This is a genomic window from Streptomyces sp. NPDC054786, from assembly GCF_053611685.1.
On the sequence record NZ_JBSHAW010000023.1, the window covers coordinates 61,526 to 79,237 of the forward strand.

16 protein-coding genes and 1 pseudogene are annotated in these 17,712 nt (G+C 71.5%); 6 read left to right on the forward strand and 11 right to left on the reverse strand.

The window, feature by feature from the left end:
* Positions 1–74 precede the first annotated feature (74 nt).
* Both ACWGI6_RS20385 and ACWGI6_RS20390 read left to right on the forward strand, forming a co-directional pair.
* Positions 75–1,109, forward strand: a complete 1,035-nt coding sequence (locus ACWGI6_RS20385; RefSeq protein WP_453268815.1) for a DUF3533 domain-containing protein — start codon at positions 75–77, stop codon at positions 1,107–1,109.
* Entirely contained in the window at positions 1,106–1,429 is a 324-nt protein-coding gene (locus ACWGI6_RS20390; protein ID WP_453268816.1) for a nuclear transport factor 2 family protein, read from the forward strand. The genes ACWGI6_RS20385 and ACWGI6_RS20390 overlap by 4 nt, the downstream gene beginning before the upstream one ends.
* Before the next feature lie 106 nt (positions 1,430–1,535).
* Here ACWGI6_RS20390 and ACWGI6_RS20395 read toward each other — a convergent pair.
* Positions 1,536–1,637, reverse strand: a pseudogene (locus ACWGI6_RS20395) (short-chain dehydrogenase); the annotation flags it as partial.
* Positions 1,638–2,105: 468 nt separating this feature from the next.
* On the opposite strand from ACWGI6_RS20395, the gene ACWGI6_RS20400 reads away from it, so the two are divergent.
* Positions 2,106–2,543, forward strand: coding sequence for a subtilase-type protease inhibitor (locus ACWGI6_RS20400; protein WP_393907031.1), 438 nt, complete (start codon positions 2,106–2,108; stop codon positions 2,541–2,543).
* Positions 2,544–2,689: 146 nt separating this feature from the next.
* Here ACWGI6_RS20400 and ACWGI6_RS20405 read toward each other — a convergent pair whose 3' ends face one another.
* From ACWGI6_RS20405 to ACWGI6_RS20450, 10 genes are all read right to left on the reverse strand, one after another.
* On the reverse strand, positions 2,690–3,766 hold the full coding sequence (locus ACWGI6_RS20405; RefSeq protein ID WP_453268817.1) for a S1 family peptidase: 1,077 nt from the start codon (positions 3,764–3,766) through the stop codon (positions 2,690–2,692).
* A 428-nt stretch (positions 3,767–4,194) separates the two neighbouring features.
* Positions 4,195–5,127, reverse strand: a complete 933-nt coding sequence (locus ACWGI6_RS20410; RefSeq protein ID WP_453268818.1) for a slipin family protein — start codon at positions 5,125–5,127, stop codon at positions 4,195–4,197.
* A 228-nt stretch (positions 5,128–5,355) separates the two neighbouring features.
* A complete protein-coding gene (locus tag ACWGI6_RS20415) occupies positions 5,356–6,255 on the reverse strand; it encodes a S1 family peptidase (protein WP_453268819.1) in 900 nt (299 codons plus the stop codon).
* Between the two features lie 473 nt (positions 6,256–6,728).
* Positions 6,729–8,066, reverse strand: coding sequence for an NtaA/DmoA family FMN-dependent monooxygenase (locus ACWGI6_RS20420; protein WP_453268820.1), 1,338 nt, complete (start codon positions 8,064–8,066; stop codon positions 6,729–6,731).
* Positions 8,066–9,115 (reverse strand): LLM class flavin-dependent oxidoreductase, encoded by a 1,050-nt coding sequence (locus tag ACWGI6_RS20425; protein ID WP_453268821.1) that lies wholly within the window; start codon positions 9,113–9,115, stop codon positions 8,066–8,068. Before ACWGI6_RS20425 ends, ACWGI6_RS20420 begins: the two co-directional genes overlap by 1 nt.
* A 32-nt stretch (positions 9,116–9,147) precedes the next feature.
* Entirely contained in the window at positions 9,148–10,143 is a 996-nt protein-coding gene (locus ACWGI6_RS20430) for a transporter substrate-binding domain-containing protein (RefSeq protein WP_453268822.1), read from the reverse strand.
* Positions 10,144–10,145: 2 nt separating this feature from the next.
* Complete coding sequence (locus tag ACWGI6_RS20435) at positions 10,146–10,916, reverse strand: amino acid ABC transporter ATP-binding protein (RefSeq protein WP_393907037.1); 771 nt, start codon at positions 10,914–10,916, stop codon at positions 10,146–10,148.
* Positions 10,913–11,812: an amino acid ABC transporter permease gene (locus ACWGI6_RS20440; protein ID WP_453268823.1), complete on the reverse strand. Its 900-nt coding sequence runs from the start codon at positions 11,810–11,812 to the stop codon at positions 10,913–10,915. The genes ACWGI6_RS20435 and ACWGI6_RS20440 overlap by 4 nt, the downstream gene beginning before the upstream one ends.
* Positions 11,796–13,718 (reverse strand): FAD/NAD(P)-binding protein, encoded by a 1,923-nt coding sequence (locus ACWGI6_RS20445; protein ID WP_453268824.1) that lies wholly within the window; start codon positions 13,716–13,718, stop codon positions 11,796–11,798. The genes ACWGI6_RS20440 and ACWGI6_RS20445 overlap by 17 nt, the downstream gene beginning before the upstream one ends.
* On the reverse strand, positions 13,715–14,581 hold the full coding sequence (locus ACWGI6_RS20450; protein ID WP_453268825.1) for an amino acid ABC transporter permease: 867 nt from the start codon (positions 14,579–14,581) through the stop codon (positions 13,715–13,717). Before ACWGI6_RS20450 ends, ACWGI6_RS20445 begins: the two co-directional genes overlap by 4 nt.
* A 460-nt stretch (positions 14,582–15,041) precedes the next feature.
* On the opposite strand from ACWGI6_RS20450, the gene ACWGI6_RS20455 reads away from it, so the two are divergent.
* From ACWGI6_RS20455 to ACWGI6_RS20465, 3 genes are read left to right on the forward strand one after another with little or no spacing between them, the layout of a single operon-like run.
* Complete coding sequence (locus ACWGI6_RS20455) at positions 15,042–16,130, forward strand: LLM class flavin-dependent oxidoreductase (RefSeq protein WP_453268826.1); 1,089 nt, start codon at positions 15,042–15,044, stop codon at positions 16,128–16,130.
* A complete protein-coding gene (locus ACWGI6_RS20460) occupies positions 16,127–16,633 on the forward strand; it encodes a GNAT family N-acetyltransferase (RefSeq protein WP_453268827.1) in 507 nt (168 codons plus the stop codon). The genes ACWGI6_RS20455 and ACWGI6_RS20460 overlap by 4 nt, the downstream gene beginning before the upstream one ends.
* A complete protein-coding gene (locus tag ACWGI6_RS20465; RefSeq protein WP_453268828.1) occupies positions 16,630–17,580 on the forward strand; it encodes an ABC transporter substrate-binding protein in 951 nt (316 codons plus the stop codon). The genes ACWGI6_RS20460 and ACWGI6_RS20465 overlap by 4 nt, the downstream gene beginning before the upstream one ends.
* Positions 17,581–17,712 lie beyond the last annotated feature (132 nt).

Sequence of the window (17,712 nt, forward strand, 5' to 3'; positions counted from 1 at the left end):
GACCGGAAGATAGCTGAGCAAAAGCACCAAAAAGCACCGGACCGGCAGCCGGAAGTGTGGCGAGGAGCGACCGCATGGCCACGACGGACGACGGCACCCGCACCACCTTCCTCAGGGAGGTGAAGAGCGCGGTGACACCCCATGCCTCGCTGCTGGTGCTCGGGGTGCTGGGGCTGATGATCGCGTTCATCACGTCGTACACCGGCGCCTTCCACCACCCCCGGCCGGCCGATGTCCCGTTCGGCGTCGTCGCCCCCGCGCAGGCCGGCGGGAAACCGGTGGACACACTGGACCGGCTGCCCGGCTCTCCCCTGGACCCGCGCGCACTGCCCTCCGAACAGGCCGCGCGCCGGCAGCTCGCGGACCGGACGATCGACGGCGCACTGATCGTCGACCCGCACGGCAGCACCGACCGGCTGCTGGTGGCCGGCGGCGGTGGCGCCTCCCTCGCCCAGGCGGTCGAACTGGTCGTCCGCTCGGCGGAGAAGGCCGAGCACCGCACCGTACGCACGGTGGATGTGACCCCGGCGGCCTTGGGCGACAGCCGCAGCCTGTCGTCCTTCTACCTCGTCGTCGGCTGGTGCGTCGGCGGCTATCTGTGCGCCGCGATCCTCGCGATCAGCGCCGGGGCGCGTCCTTCCAACGGGCACCGGGCGGTCATCCGGCTGGCCGCGCTCGCCCTGTTCGCGATCGCCGCCGGGCTGGCCGGCGCGATCATCGTCGGACCGGTCCTCGGCGCGCTGCCCGGCACCTTCTTCGGGCTGTGGGGACTGGGCGCCCTGGTCGTCTTCGCGGTGGGTGCCACGACCCTGGCCTGTCAGGCCCTGCTGGGCATCATCGGCATCGGCCTGGCGATCCTGCTGATCGTCGTCCTCGGCAACCCGAGCGCGGGCGGCGCCTACCCCTATCCGATGCTGCCGCCGTTCTGGCGTGCCCTCGGTCCCGCCCTCCCTCCGGGGGCGGGCACCTGGGCCGCGCGCTCCCTCGCCTACTTCCGCGGCAACGCGGTCACCGGCCCGCTCCTGGTGCTGTCCGCCTGGGCGGTGGGCGGCACCTTGATCACCCTGGCACTTTCGATCTTCCGCAAGAAGGGCGAGACCTCCTCATGACCATCTCCGCCAACCGGCTGTCCCACCCCGCGGTGCGGGCCCTGGTCACGGCCGTCAACAGCAATGACGAGCAGGCGTTCTTCGCCGCCCTCACCCCGGACGCCACCATGTCCGACGACGGGTCCGACCGGGATCTGCGCGAGTGGTGCGAGCGGGAGATCTTCACCACCCGAGGACACATGGACGTGCAGTCCGAGTCGCATGAGGGACTGTCCCTCGTGGCGGACTACCGCAACGACACCTGGGGCGAGATGCGTACCCGCTGGCGGTTCACGGTGGAGGACGGGAAGGTGAGCCGGTTCGAAACCGGCCAGGCGTGACGTCCGCCGGACGGGACGTCCGCCAGGCCTGACGTCCGGCAGGACTACGGCCCCGTACGGGAAGACGCAGGGGAATCCCGGCCGGGAATCCGTCCACGCCCCTGGCTCACATATGCGTTCCGCCGTCGATCCGGATCTCCGTGCCGGTGATGAACGCACCGTCCCGCGAGGCGAGCACCGCGATGACACCCGCGACCGTCTCCGGGCCGGGCCGGCAAGACAGCGGGCGGCGGGCCGGCAGCGGGCGCCACGCCGGTAAGGCAGCGCACCCCCGCGCCGCCAAGACGGCAGGCGCCGCGCAGGTAAGGCGAGCGACCGATGGCCGGTTCTTACCTCGGCGGGCGCGCCGGGCCGCACGGAGGGCGCCTCCGGCCCCCCTCTTCGGCCAATCGCCGGAGATCGAAACCCGCCCGAACGGCCGGTCGGCGGCCGGATTCCTTCCTTCCGGGTCCGGGCGGCCCTTGCCGCGGGCATGACCGGCACAGCATCCCCGCTGGCCGCACCCCCCTTTTCACCCGACCGCCCCGCACCGCCCCCGGCCCGTTCGCGCCATTACTCTCAGCTTTCAGCTAATGACTCAAAGCGATCGCCTTGTGCTCACTCAAGATGCTTTCGGGATGCGGTTGGGCCAGACTCCCGTCCGGTATCTGCACCTTCGAGCAAGGGAGTGTTCGTCATGCGGTACATCACTGGGGCGGTCGCGCTTGGCGCGGCGCTGGTTCTGGGCACGCTGGCCACCACCGCACAGGCCGCCGCCCCGGCGCAGCCGACGCGGACCGGTGGCCTCTACGCCCCGACGGAACTGGTGCTGACGATGGGCCAGGGCGAAAGCCGTGCGACCGCCACGGTGCAGCGCGCGGTGACGCTCAGCTGTATGCCGGTGGCGACTGGAAGCCACCCGAACCCGAAATCCGCCTGCGCCCAACTGCGCGCGGTGGCAGGTGACTTCAACGCGGTGACCACCACCGCATCGGATCGCCTGTGCACCAAGGAGTGGGCCCCCATCGTGGTCACCGCGGACGGTGTGTGGCAGGGCAAGCGGGTCTCGTACACCTACACCTTCGCCAACCCCTGTGCGATGAACAACGACAGCGACGCGGTCTTCGAATTCTGACCGGAGCGGCTGCAGGTCCCCGGGCACCGGAGAGGGGTGCCCGGGGACCGTCGCGTGCGGCGGGCACCGCGGGCCGGCGCCGTCCCCGGACGTCGAGCGCGTCCTGGAGCCGGCACCGGGCGCCGGGCGGTGCGGTGCGCCGCGGGTCAGCCGATCTCCGCGCCGTAGGCCTTCAGGGCCTCCGGGACCGGCTGGAAGAAGGTTTCGCCGCCGGCGGAGCAGTCACCGCTGCCGCCGGAGGTGAGGCCGATCGCGGCGTCACCGTCGAAGAGCGCGCCACCGCTGTCACCGGGCTCGGCGCAGACATCGGTCTGGATCAGACCGTCGACCGTGCCCTCCTGGTAGTTGACGCTGGCGTTCAGCGCCTTGACGGTGCCGTCGTGCACCTGGGTGGTGCTGCCGCTGCGCTGCACCTTCTCACCGACGGTGGCCTCCGCGGCCTTGGTGATCTTCTGCGTGCTGCCGTTGTAGAGGTCAACCTCGCTCGGGTGCGCGGTGTCGCCCGTGTACTTGGCGAGGGAGTAGTCGTCGCCCGGGAACTTGGAGTCCTCGGTGGTCGCGATCGCCGAGCCGCCCTGCTTGTCGGACCAGCTCTTGATCTCGTTGCCGCAGTGGCCGGCCGTCAGGAAGTACGGCTGGCCGTCCTTGACGACGTTGAAGCCGAGCGAGCAGCGGGCGCCGCTCCCCCAGATCGCGTCGCCGCCGCCGATGAAGGGTTTGAACTCACCCTTGCTGTGGCGCACCTCGACCTTGTCGCCGAGGCTCTTGGCGACCTTGGTGAGCCGGTCCAGCTTGGTGCCCTTGACCGTGCGGTCGGCGGTCACCACGACCTTGTTGCTCTGCGGGTCGATGCCCCAGGACGTGCCGGGGATGGTCGCCTTCGACTTCAGCGTCTGCCGGGCCGAGTCGAGCTGGGCGAAGGTATGGGCGACAAGTCTGGCTTCCGCCCCCTTTGCCCGTACGGCGCGGGCCGCGGCCTTGTTCACGACGTTGACCACGAGCTTCTTGGCCTTGGCGTCATAGAACGCACCGGCCGTGTCCGTCTTGAGGTGAGAGGCCAGGGTGGACGCCGCGGCGGAGGTCAGCTTGGCGAGCGCCGGGGTGGGCGCGGGACCCTGGGACGCATTGGCGTTGGCGAGGGTGACGGTGGCGGTGGCGGCGAGCGCAAGGGCTCCCGCACCTGCGACGACGGCGCGTCGGTTGGGTATGCGACGGTGCTTCAACTCGGAGCCTCCGTGGGGGGAAGGGCCCGGAAACTGTGAGGAGTTGCACGGGCCCGGAGAGTGAGGAATCAAGGCAGGAACGGATTCGCCCGACGAGCGGGTACTGGGGGAGTTGCGTCCATGCCAATGCGCGGAGCCGAGTATTCCCATCCGCCTCACTCGCGCACAAGACCGAGTTCCGGTCTCATATATGGGAGTTCACGGATTCACCACACGACGGTCACACCGATGCCCGCACACCTCGGTCTCGAGTGCGGACATCAGCAGGCGCGCGAGGCGCTCGACGGACGGCAACGTGTGAGGACTATAGCTGGCCGGAAATCGGCGGCCGGAACCGGCCCCCGCACAGCGGAGATCGCCGTAAGTAACCACATCAACAGGCACGTACGGCGATCAGGCGGACATCAGGGACTTATCACACACCGTCGCTACGGCAGCTCCTCCGCCTCCGGGAGATCCTCCAGCTCCGGCGGCAGCGCGCCCCCCTCGCCGGTCTCGACGGCCGCACGCGAGCGCGAGGGCCCGGGCTTCGCGGCCGGGCCGCCCGGCGGCTGTGCGGCGCCCCGCTCCGCTTCGGCCGCCGCGGTCTGCGCCTGGGCCTGCAGCCCGGAGCGCTCCAGGAACCGCAGCAGCTCCACGGGGAACGGCAGGACGAGGGTGGAGTTCTTCTCGGCGGCGACCGCCACCACGGTCTGCAGCAGTCGCAGTTGCAGCGCCGCGGGCTGGTCGGACATCGCCTCGGCCGCCTCGGCCAGCTTCTTCGAGGCCTGCAGCTCGGCGTCGGCGTTGATCACGCGGGCGCGACGGTCCCGGGTCGCCTCGGCCTGGCGGGCCATCGACCGCTTCATCGTCTCCGGCAGCGAGACGTCCTTGATCTCCACCCGGTCGACGGTCACCCCCCAGCCGATGGCCGGGCTGTCCATCATCAGCTCCAGGCCCTGGTTGAGCTTCTCCCGGTTCGACAGCAGGTCGTCCAGCTCGCTCTTGCCGATGATCGACCGCAGTGAGGTCTGTGCCATCTGCGAGACCGCGAAGCGGTAGTCCTCGACCCGGATGACCGCATCGGCGGCGTCCACGACCTTGAAATAGACGACCGCGTCGACCCGGACGGTCACATTGTCCCGGGTGATGCCTTCCTGGGCGGGCACCGGCATCGTGACGATCTGCATATTGACCTTGCGCATCCGGTCGACGCCCGGAACGATCATGGTGAATCCCGGCCCGCGCACCTCGGAGGCCAGCCGCCCCAGCCGGAGCACCACACCCCGCTCGTACTGCTTGACCACCCGCGCCGCCGCCACGAGATACACGGCACCCACGGAGGCCAGTGCCACCCCGGCCGTCACCAGTTCTTCGACCATCACGGCTCCCTGAAATGTGCCGTACAGCGTCCGAATCGCCTGGTTTCCATGGTATGCCCGGCCCGGGAAGGCGGTCGAGGCCGGCGCCAGGCGCGCCCGGGCCCCCGTCCGCCGGCGGACGGGGGCCCTTGTAGCGCCGGACCCGGGCCCGGCGATCGGTGCAGACGTCCCTCCGTGCGGGCCTCGGTGCGCACCGGGGCCGTCCGTACGGAAGTCAGCCGGCCGGCGTCAGTAGACGCTCACGCCGTAGGCGCTCAGTGCCTCGGTGACGGGCTGGAAGAACGTGGTGCCGCCGGAGGTGCAGTCGCCGCTGCCGCCGGAGGTCAGGCCCAGCGCCGTGCTCCCGGAGTAGAGCGGGCCGCCGCTGTCGCCTGGCTCGGCGCAGACGGTGGTCTGGATGAGTCCGGAGACGACGTCACCGCCGCCGTAGTTGACGGTGGCGTTCAGCGCGGTGACCTTGCCGCTGTGGATACCGGTGGTGGAGCCCCGGCGGGTGACCGACTGGCCGACGGAGGGGGTGGCGGCGCTGGTGATGTCCTGGCTGCCGACGGTGCCCTCATGGGACACCGAGCCGGTGTACTTGATGATGCCGTAGTCGTTGCCGGGGAAGCTGCTGCCCGCGGTCGGGCCGATACTGGCGCTGGAGCTGGTGGTCCACGGCGGGTTGCCGTCGGTGCAGTGCCCGGCGGTCAGGGCGTAGTAGGTGCTGCCGCTGCGGACGTTGAAGCCCAGCGAGCAGCGCCAGCTGGGGGCGTAGATGGGGTCGCCGCCGGAGATGAACTTGCGGAAGGTGCCCGCGATGCGGTCGATACGGACCGCATCGGCGTTGCCGCCCGCGGCCTGCTCGATCTTGGCTATCCCGGCCTGGGAGACCGTGCGGTCGGCGGTGACGACCAGGGTGTGGGTCTTGCTGTCGATCCGCCAGGCGGTGCCCGCGACGTCCGCGGTGCGCACCGCCTTGCCGACGGCGGTGAGCTGGGTGGCGCTGAACGTCCTTGCGGGGGCGGGGTCCTGTGCGTTGGCGGTCGGCATGGCGATGGCGCCGACGGCCACCAGTCCGGACGCGACGGCGATCAGCCGGGTGCGTCTCGCTACGCCGCTGCGGGGGGTGGTGCGCTCGTTCCTCACTGATTCCTCCGAGGGGGATCGGGGGGCCGCCGGTGGGCAGCCCGTGAGGCGCAGCCGAAGGGCACGCGGGAATCCGCACGTTCATTTTTCAGCGTGCCCCTGACAAGCGCTGAGCGGAGTTTCGGGCGCACCACCCCCGCAGCGCAAGAGGGCCACCCGAAAGACTTGTGCCGGATACACGAGTGTCACCGTGCCGGAGCCCGCAACACTCCGCCCCGGCAGCCTCGTTGACGGCTGCCGGGGCGGCGCTGACCCCCTCGGTCAGGGCTGGGACGGATCAGCGGACGGTCCGGTTCCACACCCCGGCCGGTGCACCACCCGTGCGCCGTCGGGGCCGGTGCCCTCGCCGGGCCGGAACGTGCCCGCCACCGGCGGGCCGGTGGGTACCGGCCCAGGCGAGCGGCCGTACGGCGGGGACACGGTGGCCAGGCGCCCGGTGTGCCCGTCCTGCCCTTCCCGGTGGGCGGGGGTGGTCATGACCGTCGGCCCTTCGCTGCGGGGTGTGCGGGCTCCGGCAGCCCCAGGTGGGAGCGCAGCGTCGTGCCGGAGTACTCGGTGCGGTGGACACCGCGCTCCTGGAGGAGCGGTACGACCCGGTCGACGAACGCGTCCAGACCACCCGGGGTCAGATGGGGCACCAGGATGAAGCCGTCGGCGGCGCCGGTCTGCACAAAGGTGTCCATCTCCGCCGCGACGGCCTCCGGTGTGCCGATGAACGACTGCCGGCCGGTGGTCTCGATGACCGTCTCCCGCAGGGACAGGCCCTTGGCCTGCGACAGCGCCCGCCACTTGTCGGCCACGGCCTTCGGATCGGCGATCCTGACGCGGCCCTGCGCCAGCTCGCTGCCCGGGTCCGGGTCGATGTCCGGGAGCGGCCCGTCGGGGTCGTACGAGGACAGGTCCACGCCCCAGATCTGCTCCGCCGCCAGCAGCGCGTTCTGCGGGGAGACCTGCTGCCGGCGGATCTCGGCGGCGTGCTCCTGGGCCTCGGCCGCGGTGTCGCCGAGGACGAAGGTGACCCCCGGCATGATCTTGAGGTCGCCGGGCTGCCGGCCGTACGCCGCGAGCCGGCCCTTGACGTCGGCGTAGAAGGCGCGGCCTGCCTCCGGCCCGCTGTGCCGGGTGAAGATGATGTCGGCGGCGGACGCGGCGAACTCCCGGCCTTCGGGCGAGTCCCCCGCCTGGATGACGACGGGGTGGCCCTGCGGGCTGCGCGGCACGGTGAACTCCCCGCGGACGGTGAAGTGCGCACCGTGGTGGTCGACCGGACGGGGCCGCCCGTCGTCCGTCCAGGAGTCCCACAACTCGCGTGCCGTGGCGACGAATTCGGCGGCGCGGGTGTAGCGGTCGGCACGGTCGAGGTAGCCGCCGCGGCGGAAGTTCTCGCCGGTGAAGGCGTCGGAGGTGGTGACGACGTTCCAGGCCGCCCGGCCGCCGCTGAGGTGGTCGAGGGAAGCGAGCCGGCGGGCCAGTTCATACGGTTCGTTGAAGGTGGCGTTGACCGTGGCGGCCAGGCCCAGCCGCTCGGTGACGGCTGCCAGCGCATTGAGCACGGTGAGCGACTCGGGCCGGCCGACCACGTCGAGGTCGTGGATGCGGCCCTTGTGCTCGCGCAGCCGCAGCCCCTCGGCCAGGAAGAAGAAGTCGAACAGTCCGCGCTCGGCGGTGCGGGCCAGATGCTCGAAGGAGGAGAAGGCGATCTGGCTCTCCGACCGGGCGTCCGCCCAGACCGTGGTGTTGTTGACGCCGGGGAAGTGCGCGGCCAGATGGATCTGCTTGCGGGCCGGAGAGTCCGGTTCGGTCGGGGACATCAAGAGGCCTCTCGGGCGGCATAGCGGTTGGCGGGGCGCGGCAGTCCGAGGCGCTCGCGGAGCGTGGTACCGGGGTGGAAGTGACGCAGCAGGCCGCGGTGCCGGAGCACGGGGACGGTGCCGTCGACGAGCCGCGCGAGGTCGCGTGCCGGGTCGGCGGGCCGCAGGTGGAAGCCGTAGGCGGCGCCGTCGGCGTGCCAGTCGCCGATCAGGTCGGCGAGCCCCACGGCGTCGGCCGGGCTGTCCAGCCCGACCGGCAGCGAGGCGAGGACGAGCAGACGGTCGGGGTCCCGGCCGTGTGCGCGGGCGCGGGCGCGCAGTTCGGCGCGAACGGCACCGGCGGTCCCCGGATCCTCCGCACGGACCAGCGCGACATCGGCATGGGCGGCGGCCACCTCCCCGGCGGTCCGGTCCGCCGGCGCCGCGGCGTCCTCCCCCGCCGCGCTCACCTCGACGACGATGACCGGCCGGCCCTGCGGGGGCCGGGGCACGATGGAGGGGCCGCGGACGGAGAAGGAGCTGCCGGTGAAGTCGACGCGGTGGAGCTTGTCCCGGTCGATGAAGCGGCCGGTCGCCCGGTCGCGGATCTCCGCGTCGTCCTCCCAGCTGTCCCACAGCCGGGCGGCGACATCGGCGACCTCACCGGCCTCGCGCCAGACCTCGGCGGGCGGCGCCGCGCTCCGGCGGCCGAAGAGCGCGGCCTCGGCCTCGGTGGTGGACACCTGGACGGACCAGCCGGCCCGGCCGCGGCTGACCCAGTCCAGGGTGGAGACGGCGGTGGAGACATGGAACGGCTCGGTGTGGGTGGTGCTGACGGTGGGCACCAGACCGATCTGTTCGGTGGCGGGCGCGACCCGGGCCAGTACGGCGAGCGCGTCGAGTCCGGGGCGGGCGAAGCTGTCGCCGAGGGTGACGAAGTCGAGGGTGCCGCGCTCGGCGAGCCGGGCGAGCGCCACGAAGTGCGCCGCGTCGTAGGGGGCCTGGTCGTCGGGGCGTTGCGGGGCGTCCAGCGCGACGGCCAGATGCAGGGGGCGTGGGGGCAGGGACATGGGCGGGGCTTCCTTTCTGCGCCGGGCGCCGGTCAGCCGGCGGTCCTGGGCAGGCCGGGCGGGTTGATCTGCGAGGTCTTCAGGTGCTCTCCGGTCAGCCCCCAGCGCGCCAGCACCTTGCCGTAGCGGCCGTTGTCGATGACCTTCCGCAGGGCGGCGGCATAGGCCTTGACCAGGCCGCTGTCCTTCTTGGTGGTGGCGGCGATCTTGCCCTGGACGCGGTCGCCGCCACCGGAGAAGGTTCCGGTGATCTCCGTCTGCCCCGCGGTGTTCACGTGGTACGCGGCGGTGGGGTTCGGGCCGAAGTAGCCGTCGATACGCCCCGACTGGAGCGCGAGGTAGGTGTCGGAGGGCTTCTGGAAGTACTTGATGTCGACCGGTTTGCGGCCGGCCTTCTCGTTCTCCTTGCTCCAGTCGACCAGGATCTTCTCCTGGTTGGTGCCGGTGCCCACCGCGATGGTCTTCCCCGCGACGTCCTTGGCGCCGCGCACCTTCCAGCCGCTGCCCTTCTTGGCCTCCATGGCCAGCTGGTCGAGCCGGTAGGTGGCGAAGTCGTACTTCTCCTTGCGCTCCTCGGTGACCGTGACATTGGCGAAGACCGCGTCGAGCTTGCCGCTGTCCAGGCCGACGAAGAGGTTCTCCCAGGACAGCGGGTCGAAGCGGGGGGTGAGGCCGAGGGTGTCGGCGACGAGGGTGGCGATGTCCTCCTCGACACCGATGAGGGTCTTGTCATCGGTGGCGTAGAAGCTCAGCGGCGGGCTGGACTCGGCGCCCACACCGATCCGCAGCACACCGGTCTTCCGGACCCGGGCGGGCACCAGCGCGGCGCTCCGCGGGTCCTTGGTGCCATGGATCCGGTGCTGGTCGGGACCGATATTGATCTTCGGACCCCGGCCTCCGGCGGCGGCATTCACGCTGCTCCCGCCCGACGCGGCGGTGCCGCCGCAGGCGGTGAGCGCCACGGAGCCGGCGGCGAGCACGAGGACGGCGGTCAGGGTGCGGCGGCGGATCAACGGATGACTCCTCATGTTCAAAGGACCTTGGCGAGAAAGGACTTGGTGCGCTCATGGCGCGGACGGTCGAGGACCTCGCCGGGCGGGCCCTGCTCGACGATCCGTCCGTCGTCCATGAAGACGACGGTGTCGGCCACCTCGCGGGCGAAGCCGATCTCATGGGTGACGACGATCATCGTGGTGCCCTGGTGCGCCAAGTCCTTGATGACATCGAGGACTTCGCCGACCAGCTCCGGATCGAGCGCGGAGGTCGGCTCGTCGAAGAGCAGCAGCTTGGGTTCCAGGGCGAGCGCACGGGCGATGGCGACGCGCTGCTGCTGGCCGCCGGAGAGCGTCCTGGGATAGGCGTCCGCCTTGCCGGCGAGCCCGACCCGGGCGAGCAGCGCCCGCGCGGTCTTCTCGGCGTCCTTCTTCGGGCGCCGGAGCGCGGCGACGGGTGCCTCGGTGATGTTCTCCAGCACGGTCAGATGCGGGAAGAGGTGGAAGTTCTGGAAGACGAAGCCGATCTCGGTGCGCTGCTTGAGGATCTCGCGTTCGCGCAGCTCGTAGAGCTTGTCCCCGGACCGCTTGTAGCCCACCAGCGCGCCGTCCACGCTCACCGAGCCGCTGTCGACCTTCTCCAGGTGGTTGATGGTGCGCAGCAGGGTGGACTTGCCGGAGCCGGACGGTCCCAGGACGACGGTGACCTCGCCGGTGCGGACCTCGAGGTCCACCCCGTTGAGCACATCGAGCGAGCCGAAGCTCTTGTGGACCGAGCGGATGTCGACCATGGCGCCCTGCGCGCTCATCGGGTGGCTCCCTTGGAGAAGTGACGTTCGACGTAGTGCTGGAGGACGGAGAGCACGGTGGTCAGGAGGATGTACCAGGCGGTGGCGACCATCAGCAGGGGCACGACCCTGCCGTTCCGTCCGTAGGTGACCTGGACCTGGTAGAAGAGCTCGCCGATCGCCATGACGGAGACGATCGAGGTGCCCTTGAAGAGGGAGATGACCTCGTTGGTCGCGTTCGGCAGGATCGAGCGGGCCGCCTGCGGCAGCACGATCCGGCGCAGCTGCCGCAGCCGGGGGATGCCGAGCGCGGCGGCCGCCTCCAGCTGTCCGCCGTCCACGGCGAGCACCCCGCCGCGCACGATCTCGGCTGCGTACGCGGCCTGGTGCAGCGCCAGCCCGAGCACCGCCGCGCCCATCGCACCGACCAGGCCCATGGTGTCGAAGTGGAAGAAGCCGGGGCCGAAGGGGATACCGAAGTCCAGGCGCTTGTAGAGATAGGCGAGGTTGAACCAGAACAGCAGCTGGACGATCAGCGGGATGGAGCGGAAGGCCCAGATGTAGCCGAAGGCGACCCACCGCAGGAAGGGGCTCGCGGACAGCCGCATGAAGGCCAGCACGATGCCCAGCGCAAAGCCGAGGGCGGTGCCGTAGACGGTGAGCTGAAGGGTGGTCCAGACCGCCTTGAGCACCGTCTCCGCGGTGAAGAACTGGGCGAACACCCCCCATTCCCATGCCGGGTTGGTGATCAGGCCGTGCACGAACTGGGCGATCAGCACCGCCGTCACCACGATCGCGGCCCAGCGCCAGGGGTGGCGTACGGGCACGACCTTCAGGGCCGCCGGGTCGTCCGTAGGGGATGGTCCGGCCCGCTCGGGTGCGGTCCGTTCCAGGGGTGGGTCATAGGTCAGCGGCATGGGAGTCCTCGGGGGTGGGTGCGGTGCCGGAGGCGGGGACGGTGACGGGAACGGGCGGGGCGGCCCGGTCCCGCAGGAAGGTGAGCAGCGCCCGCGCGGTGGCGTCGTTCTGCCGGAAGGCGGGTGCGTTGGTACGGGGCCGGGCGAAGGCACCGCCGGAGCGGGCGTCGGTGTGCGGGCCGAGGGCGAAGCGGCGCGGGTGCGGGCGGCCGGTCCGGTCCAGGATCCGGGCGTCGGCGGCGGCCACCGCCAGCAGCCCGGTGGGTGTCGTGGCCGCGCCGTCGGCGTACAGGGCGCGCAGCAGGGCGTCGCGGGTGTGCTCGACGGTCGCCGCCGGCAATCGCGCCTCCACCAGCGCCCGAGCCTCGACCGACTCCCCCGGCACACTGGTGCTTCGCGCACGGAACACCCCGCGCCCCGCCTCGGCGGTGACGGTGGTGCCGGCGCCGAGGAAGCGGACCACCCCGGCCCGGGACAGCGCGAGCAGCTGCCGCAGCCGGGGGCCGGGCGGGCCGGAGGCGAGGTAGCTGAAGAAGCCGTGCCACCAGGGGCCGTGGTCGCCGATCCGCACCAGCTGGCCGTAGACCGACAGCAGCGCGAGGAAGACCGCCAGGTCGGGGCTGTGCAGGGGGTCGTGACGGCGGGCCAGGTCGGCCTCGATATAGCCGCGCAGCCCCTCCTGCAGCGCCTCGGTGTCGGGGTAGCGCAGGCCGTCCAGCGGATGGTCCAGGGCATCCAGGTCCAGGCGGTCGGCGGGGTCCGGGACCGCGGCGCCGACCAGGGCCTGGAGTGCGGCGCTGCCGGGGTCGGCGGCGGCGTACTTCTCCTCGAAGTCCGGCCAGTTCATCCGGGTGCGCCCGGGATGGGCGGTGAACAGCCGGTGGTAGTGGGCGAAGCCCAGCTCCTTGTCGATCAAGGGCCAGACATCGAGCCGGAAGTCGAACCCCTCGGGCCGGGCGAGCAGCGCATCGACCTGCGCGGGCCCGAAGAAGCGGGGCAGCGGCGGCCGTTCGCCGTCCGGTTCATAGCCGATCTTGGAGTGGTAGGGCACTCCGCGCCGTGACCCGACGTGCAGGACGGGCTCGCGCCCCGAGGGCCGGTAGACGAGCTCCCCGTCGGCGCCGGTCGTGTAGGTACCGCCGCGGCCCTCGGTCAGCAGCACCATCAGATCGACGAAGGCCAGCCCGAAGCCGCGGACGAGCACCGGCTCACCGGGCCGCAGTGCGCTCAGCTCGCTGTCGGCGGTGAAGGCCGGCGGCAGATACGTCAGATCGTGCCGGTTCGCGAAGTCGGTCAACTCCCGCTGTTCCGAGGTGAGTTCGGACTCCAGATGCCCCAGTGTGAGCACCACGAGGTCGGCGGGGAGCGGTGTGCTGCGGCCTGCCAGATGCACCTGCTGCCGCCCGTCGCGCGAGCCCGAGACCCGTACCGCCCGCTGCCGGTGCTCATGGACGGCGACGGCCGGCGGCAGCGCGGCCACCGACCGCTCGTACACCCAGCTCAGATAGGCGCTCTGCAGCCGCCGTCCGGCGAAGTCGCGGGGCCCGAGCGCCGCGACGCCGCCGGCCGGTCCGGGAGCGACGGAGATCTCACCGTCCCGCACCGCGCGGGCCCACTCGGCGAGCGAGGGGCCGGGCCGCACCGGCCCGTCCAGTTCGACGCTCTCGTCGGTGAACATGGTGACGTCCTCGGCCGTGGAGTTCATCCACAGCAGCGGCGACTGTCCGGCGCGCCAGATACGGCCGCCGCCGGGCGGATGGGGATCGACGAGATGCAGGTCGAGGCGCGTGTCGCCGAGAAGCTCAGGGGCGTTGGCGGCGATCCGCTCGATCAGTCCGGTGCCGCGCGGCCCGGCCCCCACGATCACGACGGACGGCCGCGCCGGCGCACCCAGGTCCGGCCTCATCGGGCACCGGCCGTACCGCGGGCGTAGTGCCGCTCCAGGTAGTACTGGCCGACGCCGAGCACGGAGGTGACCACGACGTACCACAGGGTGGCGACCAGCAGCAGCGGGACGACCTGGTAGGTGCGGTGGTAGACCAGCTGGACGGAGTAGAGCAGGTCCTGGACCGCGATGACGCTGACGATGGAGGTGCCCTTGAGGGTGCCGATCAGCATGTTGCCGGCCGGCGGCACGATGGCGCGCATCGCCTGCGGCAGCACGATGCGGCGCAGCCGCCGCCAGGCGCCGAGCCCCAGCGACTGAGCGGCCTCCAGCTGGCCCTTGTCGACGGAGAGGATGCCGCCGCGGACCACCTCGGCGGCGTAGGCGGCCTCGTGCAGGGTGAGGCCGACCACGGCGATGGTGACCGGGCCGAGCAGGTTGACGGTCTTGATGCCGAGGACCGTCGGGTAGAGCGCCCCGATGTTGAACCAGAACAGCAGCTGCACCAGGACCGGCATCGACCGGAAGAGCCAGACGTACCCCCAGCTGACGCCGCGCAGCACGGGGTTGGCGGACAGCCGCATCGTCGCGAGCAGGGTGCCCAGTACGAAGCCCAGCGCCATGACGGCCGCGGTCAGCCAGAGGGTGAGCCCCAGGCCGCGCAGGACGGCGGTGGTCAGGAAGTAGTCGGCGACCACGTCCCACTGGAAGGCGTCGTTGCGTACGACGGAGGTGACGGCCAGCGCCGGCAGGACGAGGACGACGACGGCCGCGGCCCACTGGCCGGTGCGGCGGCGGGGCACGATCCGGGGGGCCGTGCGGGGTGTGCCGTCGGGCGGGGCCGCGGCGGATTCGGGGGGAGCGGCGAGGGTGTCGGAAGGCATGCGAAGGCTCCGTGGATGCCGAGAGCGAGCACGGGAGTGGAGGGCGCCTTCACACAGGCGGAACGGGCCGTGCCCCTCAGCACGACCGGCCCTTGAGGCTATGGGGTGAACACGCCTCGCTGTCAAGGCCGTCCGGACTGTGAGCCGTGGATCACTTCATGGTTGACGCGGAAACGGATGCCTGTTCCACTTAGTCGCATGTATCTCTGGCAGCGGCTGGTCACCCGCGACCACATCGACTTCGGTCGTGTGTGGTCGTCGTCCTGTTGAGCTGACGCCCTGCCCTGAAGCCCGCCGCCGATAAGGCCGGGCCGTTCCGCGGTTCTTCCTCTTCCGTCAACCGCGCGCCTTCACACTTCGCGCCGCCGTCCGGCGCACCCCTCCCCTCGCCACACCCGCAGTTCGCCTTCGCCTTTTCCTGTCTTGTTGTTCCTTCGGCGTGCTCCAAGAAGGGCGCAGTATGCGCTTCGGCGTCATGACTTTGATCGACAACGTCCCGGACGCGCTGTCCGGGCGCCTCCTCACCCCGCACGACCGCCTCCAGGAGGTCATTGAACTCGCTGTTCTGGCAGAGGAGTTGGGGTTCGATGCCTTCGGCGTCGGGGAGCGGCACGGAGCGCCGTTCCTGTCCAGCTCACCGCCCGCGGTACTGGGCGCGATCGCCGCCCGCACGCACCGCATCCGGCTCTTCACCACCGTCACCGTGCTGTCCACCCTCGACCCCGTACGGGTCGCCGAGGACTACGCCACCGTGGACCAGCTCTCCGGCGGGCGGCTGGAGCTGACCATCGGCAAGGGCAACGCCCCCGAGCCCTGGCGGCTCTTCGCCCGGGAGCCGGATGACCAGTACGCGTTGCAGGAGGAGAACTACGAGCTGCTGCGCAGGCTGTGGAGCGAGGAGCAGGTCACCTGGTCGGGCGACTTCCGGCCGCCGCTCGACGGCGCGACCACACTCCCCCGCCCGCACCAGCAGCCGCCCACCGTCTGGCACGGAAGCGCCACCAGCGAACGCTCGGTGGAGCTGGCCGCCCTGTGGGGCGACCCGGTCCTCGCCGCCAACGTCATCCAGCCGGTGGCCAATTACGCCAAGCTGATCGACCGCTACCGCGCCCGCTGGGCGGACTACGGACACGATCCCTCGGCGGCGCTGGTCGGTTCGGGCGGCACGCTCTATGCCGCGGCCGATGACCGCACCGCCCGCCGGGAGTTCGCGCCCTACTACGAAGCGGCCGTCGCCGCCCGCGACGTACCGGGCAACAACACACCCTTCCGCTCCTTGGACGAGGCCGCGGACCACGGCCCGGCCCTGGTCGGCTCGCCCGGACGGATCGCCGACAAGATCCGTGGGCAGCACGCCGCCTACGGCCATGCACTGCAGTTCTTCTCCGTGGACAGCGCCGGACTGCCCTTCCCCCGCAAGGCCGAGGTCCTGCGGCTGACCGCCGCCGAGGTGCTGCCGCAGCTGCGTGACGAACTGCCCGACGCGCTCCCGTGGCCGTCCGCCCCCACGGCGCCGGTGCCGCGGCCGGTCCCGGAGGCGGCCCGGTGACCGCCCCACCCGGTCAGCCGCGAACCACCCGTCCGACGATCCGGCACACCACGGTCAACGATCCGCTCGCCCGTCCCCTGCTGGACGAACTCGCCCACGAATACAGCACCCGGTACGAGAAACCCGTCGATCTGAGCCTGGAGTACCCGGCAGCGGAGTTCGCCCCGCCAGGGGGTGCGTTCCTGCTGCTCCTGGAGGACGGCAGCCCGGTGGCCGGGGGTGCGTACCGCCGCTATGACGCGCGCACCGCGGAGTTCAAAAGGATCTGGACGCACTCCGCGCACCGCAGGCGCGGGCTGGCCCGGCGGGTCCTCGACGCCCTGGAGCGGGACGCCGCGGGCCGCGGCTACACCCGCGTCTTCCTGACCACCGGCCCCCGCCAGCCCGAGGCCAAGGGCCTCTATCTGGCGGCGGGTTACCGGCCCCTGTTCGACCTGTCCGCCGCCCCGGAGTCGATCGGCCCGCTGCCGTTCGAAAAGCACCTGGAGGTCCCGCGCCCATGACCCTCACCCCCCGCACCACCGCACTGCGCACCGCCGCGCTCCTGGCCGCCGCGGCCCTGGCCCTCACCGCCTGCGGCTCGGGCGGCCCGTCGGGCGCTGCCGGTGCCGCGGGCCCGTCGGCCGCCGACGCCAAGCTCCCCACCACGGATGTGGTCTCGGACGTCAGGAAGGACCCGGCCGCGGCGAAACTGCTCCCCGCGGACGTCCGCGCGCGCGGCAGCCTCTCCCTCGCCACCAGCGTCGGCACCCCGCCCGGCGCGACCTATCTGGCCGACGGCAAGACCCTGGCCGGCCAGGACATCGACTTCGCGGACGCGGTCGGCAAGGTCCTCGGGCTGCGGATCGACCGCGAGGTGGCGAGCTTCGAGGCGATCCTGCCGGCTCTCGGCAGCGGCAAGTACGACGTGGGTACCGGCAACTTCGGCGTCACCGACGAGCGCCGCAAGACCATCGACTTCGTGACGTACATCAACGACGGCCAGGGCTTCGCGGTCCGCAAGGACAGCCCGCTGAAGAAGGTCGACTCGCTGGAGCAGTTGTGCGGGCTGACGGTCGCCACCGGCGCGGGCACCACCTTCGAGGCGACGCTGGAGGAGAACCGGCACCGGTGCACGGCGGCGGGCAAGAAGCCCTACGACGTCAAGACCTATGCCGAGCAGGGCGCACTGTGGATCTCGCTCCAGCAGGGCCGCACCGATGTCGTGATGAGCACCATCAACGGGCTGCGCTACGCCGTGCGCAGGCAGCCGGGCCTGCGGTTCCTCAATGAGTTCAAGCGACTGGACGTCGGCTTCGCGTTCGCCAAGGGCACCCCGCTGGCGCCCGCCTTCCGGGCCGCGGTCAACCGGCTGAAGAAGAACGGCACCTACGGGCGAATCCTGAAGAAGTGGGGCACCGGCCCCTCGGCGATCACGACCTCGCGGATCAGTCCGCCGGAGATCCACTGACCCGGGGCCGTGGGACGGTGGGGCAGCTGCCCTGGTCCCGCGCACGAACCGACCCCCGGGTCAGGTCCGCCTTCCGGTGACCGCTTTCCGTCGACGGACGGTCAGGTACCGACCGTGGCGTTCTTCATACTG

What these genes read in the sequence shown, in the direction of transcription:
- ACWGI6_RS20385 (WP_453268815.1), top strand. Translation starts at nt 75, where the DNA reads ATGGCCACGACGGACGACGGCACCCGCACCACCTTCCTCAGGGAGGTG.
- ACWGI6_RS20390 (WP_453268816.1), top strand. Translation starts at nt 1,106, where the DNA reads ATGACCATCTCCGCCAACCGGCTGTCCCACCCCGCGGTGCGGGCCCTG.
- ACWGI6_RS20400 (WP_393907031.1), top strand. Translation starts at nt 2,106, where the DNA reads ATGCGGTACATCACTGGGGCGGTCGCGCTTGGCGCGGCGCTGGTTCTG.
- ACWGI6_RS20410 (WP_453268818.1), bottom strand. Translation starts at nt 5,127, where the DNA reads ATGGTCGAAGAACTGGTGACGGCCGGGGTGGCACTGGCCTCCGTGGGT.
- ACWGI6_RS20420 (WP_453268820.1), bottom strand. Translation starts at nt 8,066, where the DNA reads ATGTCCCCGACCGAACCGGACTCTCCGGCCCGCAAGCAGATCCATCTG.
- ACWGI6_RS20425 (WP_453268821.1), bottom strand. Translation starts at nt 9,115, where the DNA reads ATGTCCCTGCCCCCACGCCCCCTGCATCTGGCCGTCGCGCTGGACGCC.
- ACWGI6_RS20430 (WP_453268822.1), bottom strand. Translation starts at nt 10,143, where the DNA reads ATGAGGAGTCATCCGTTGATCCGCCGCCGCACCCTGACCGCCGTCCTC.
- ACWGI6_RS20435 (WP_393907037.1), bottom strand. Translation starts at nt 10,916, where the DNA reads ATGAGCGCGCAGGGCGCCATGGTCGACATCCGCTCGGTCCACAAGAGC.
- ACWGI6_RS20440 (WP_453268823.1), bottom strand. Translation starts at nt 11,812, where the DNA reads ATGCCGCTGACCTATGACCCACCCCTGGAACGGACCGCACCCGAGCGG.
- ACWGI6_RS20445 (WP_453268824.1), bottom strand. Translation starts at nt 13,718, where the DNA reads ATGAGGCCGGACCTGGGTGCGCCGGCGCGGCCGTCCGTCGTGATCGTG.
- ACWGI6_RS20450 (WP_453268825.1), bottom strand. Translation starts at nt 14,581, where the DNA reads ATGCCTTCCGACACCCTCGCCGCTCCCCCCGAATCCGCCGCGGCCCCG.
- ACWGI6_RS20455 (WP_453268826.1), top strand. Translation starts at nt 15,042, where the DNA reads ATGCGCTTCGGCGTCATGACTTTGATCGACAACGTCCCGGACGCGCTG.
- ACWGI6_RS20465 (WP_453268828.1), top strand. Translation starts at nt 16,630, where the DNA reads ATGACCCTCACCCCCCGCACCACCGCACTGCGCACCGCCGCGCTCCTG.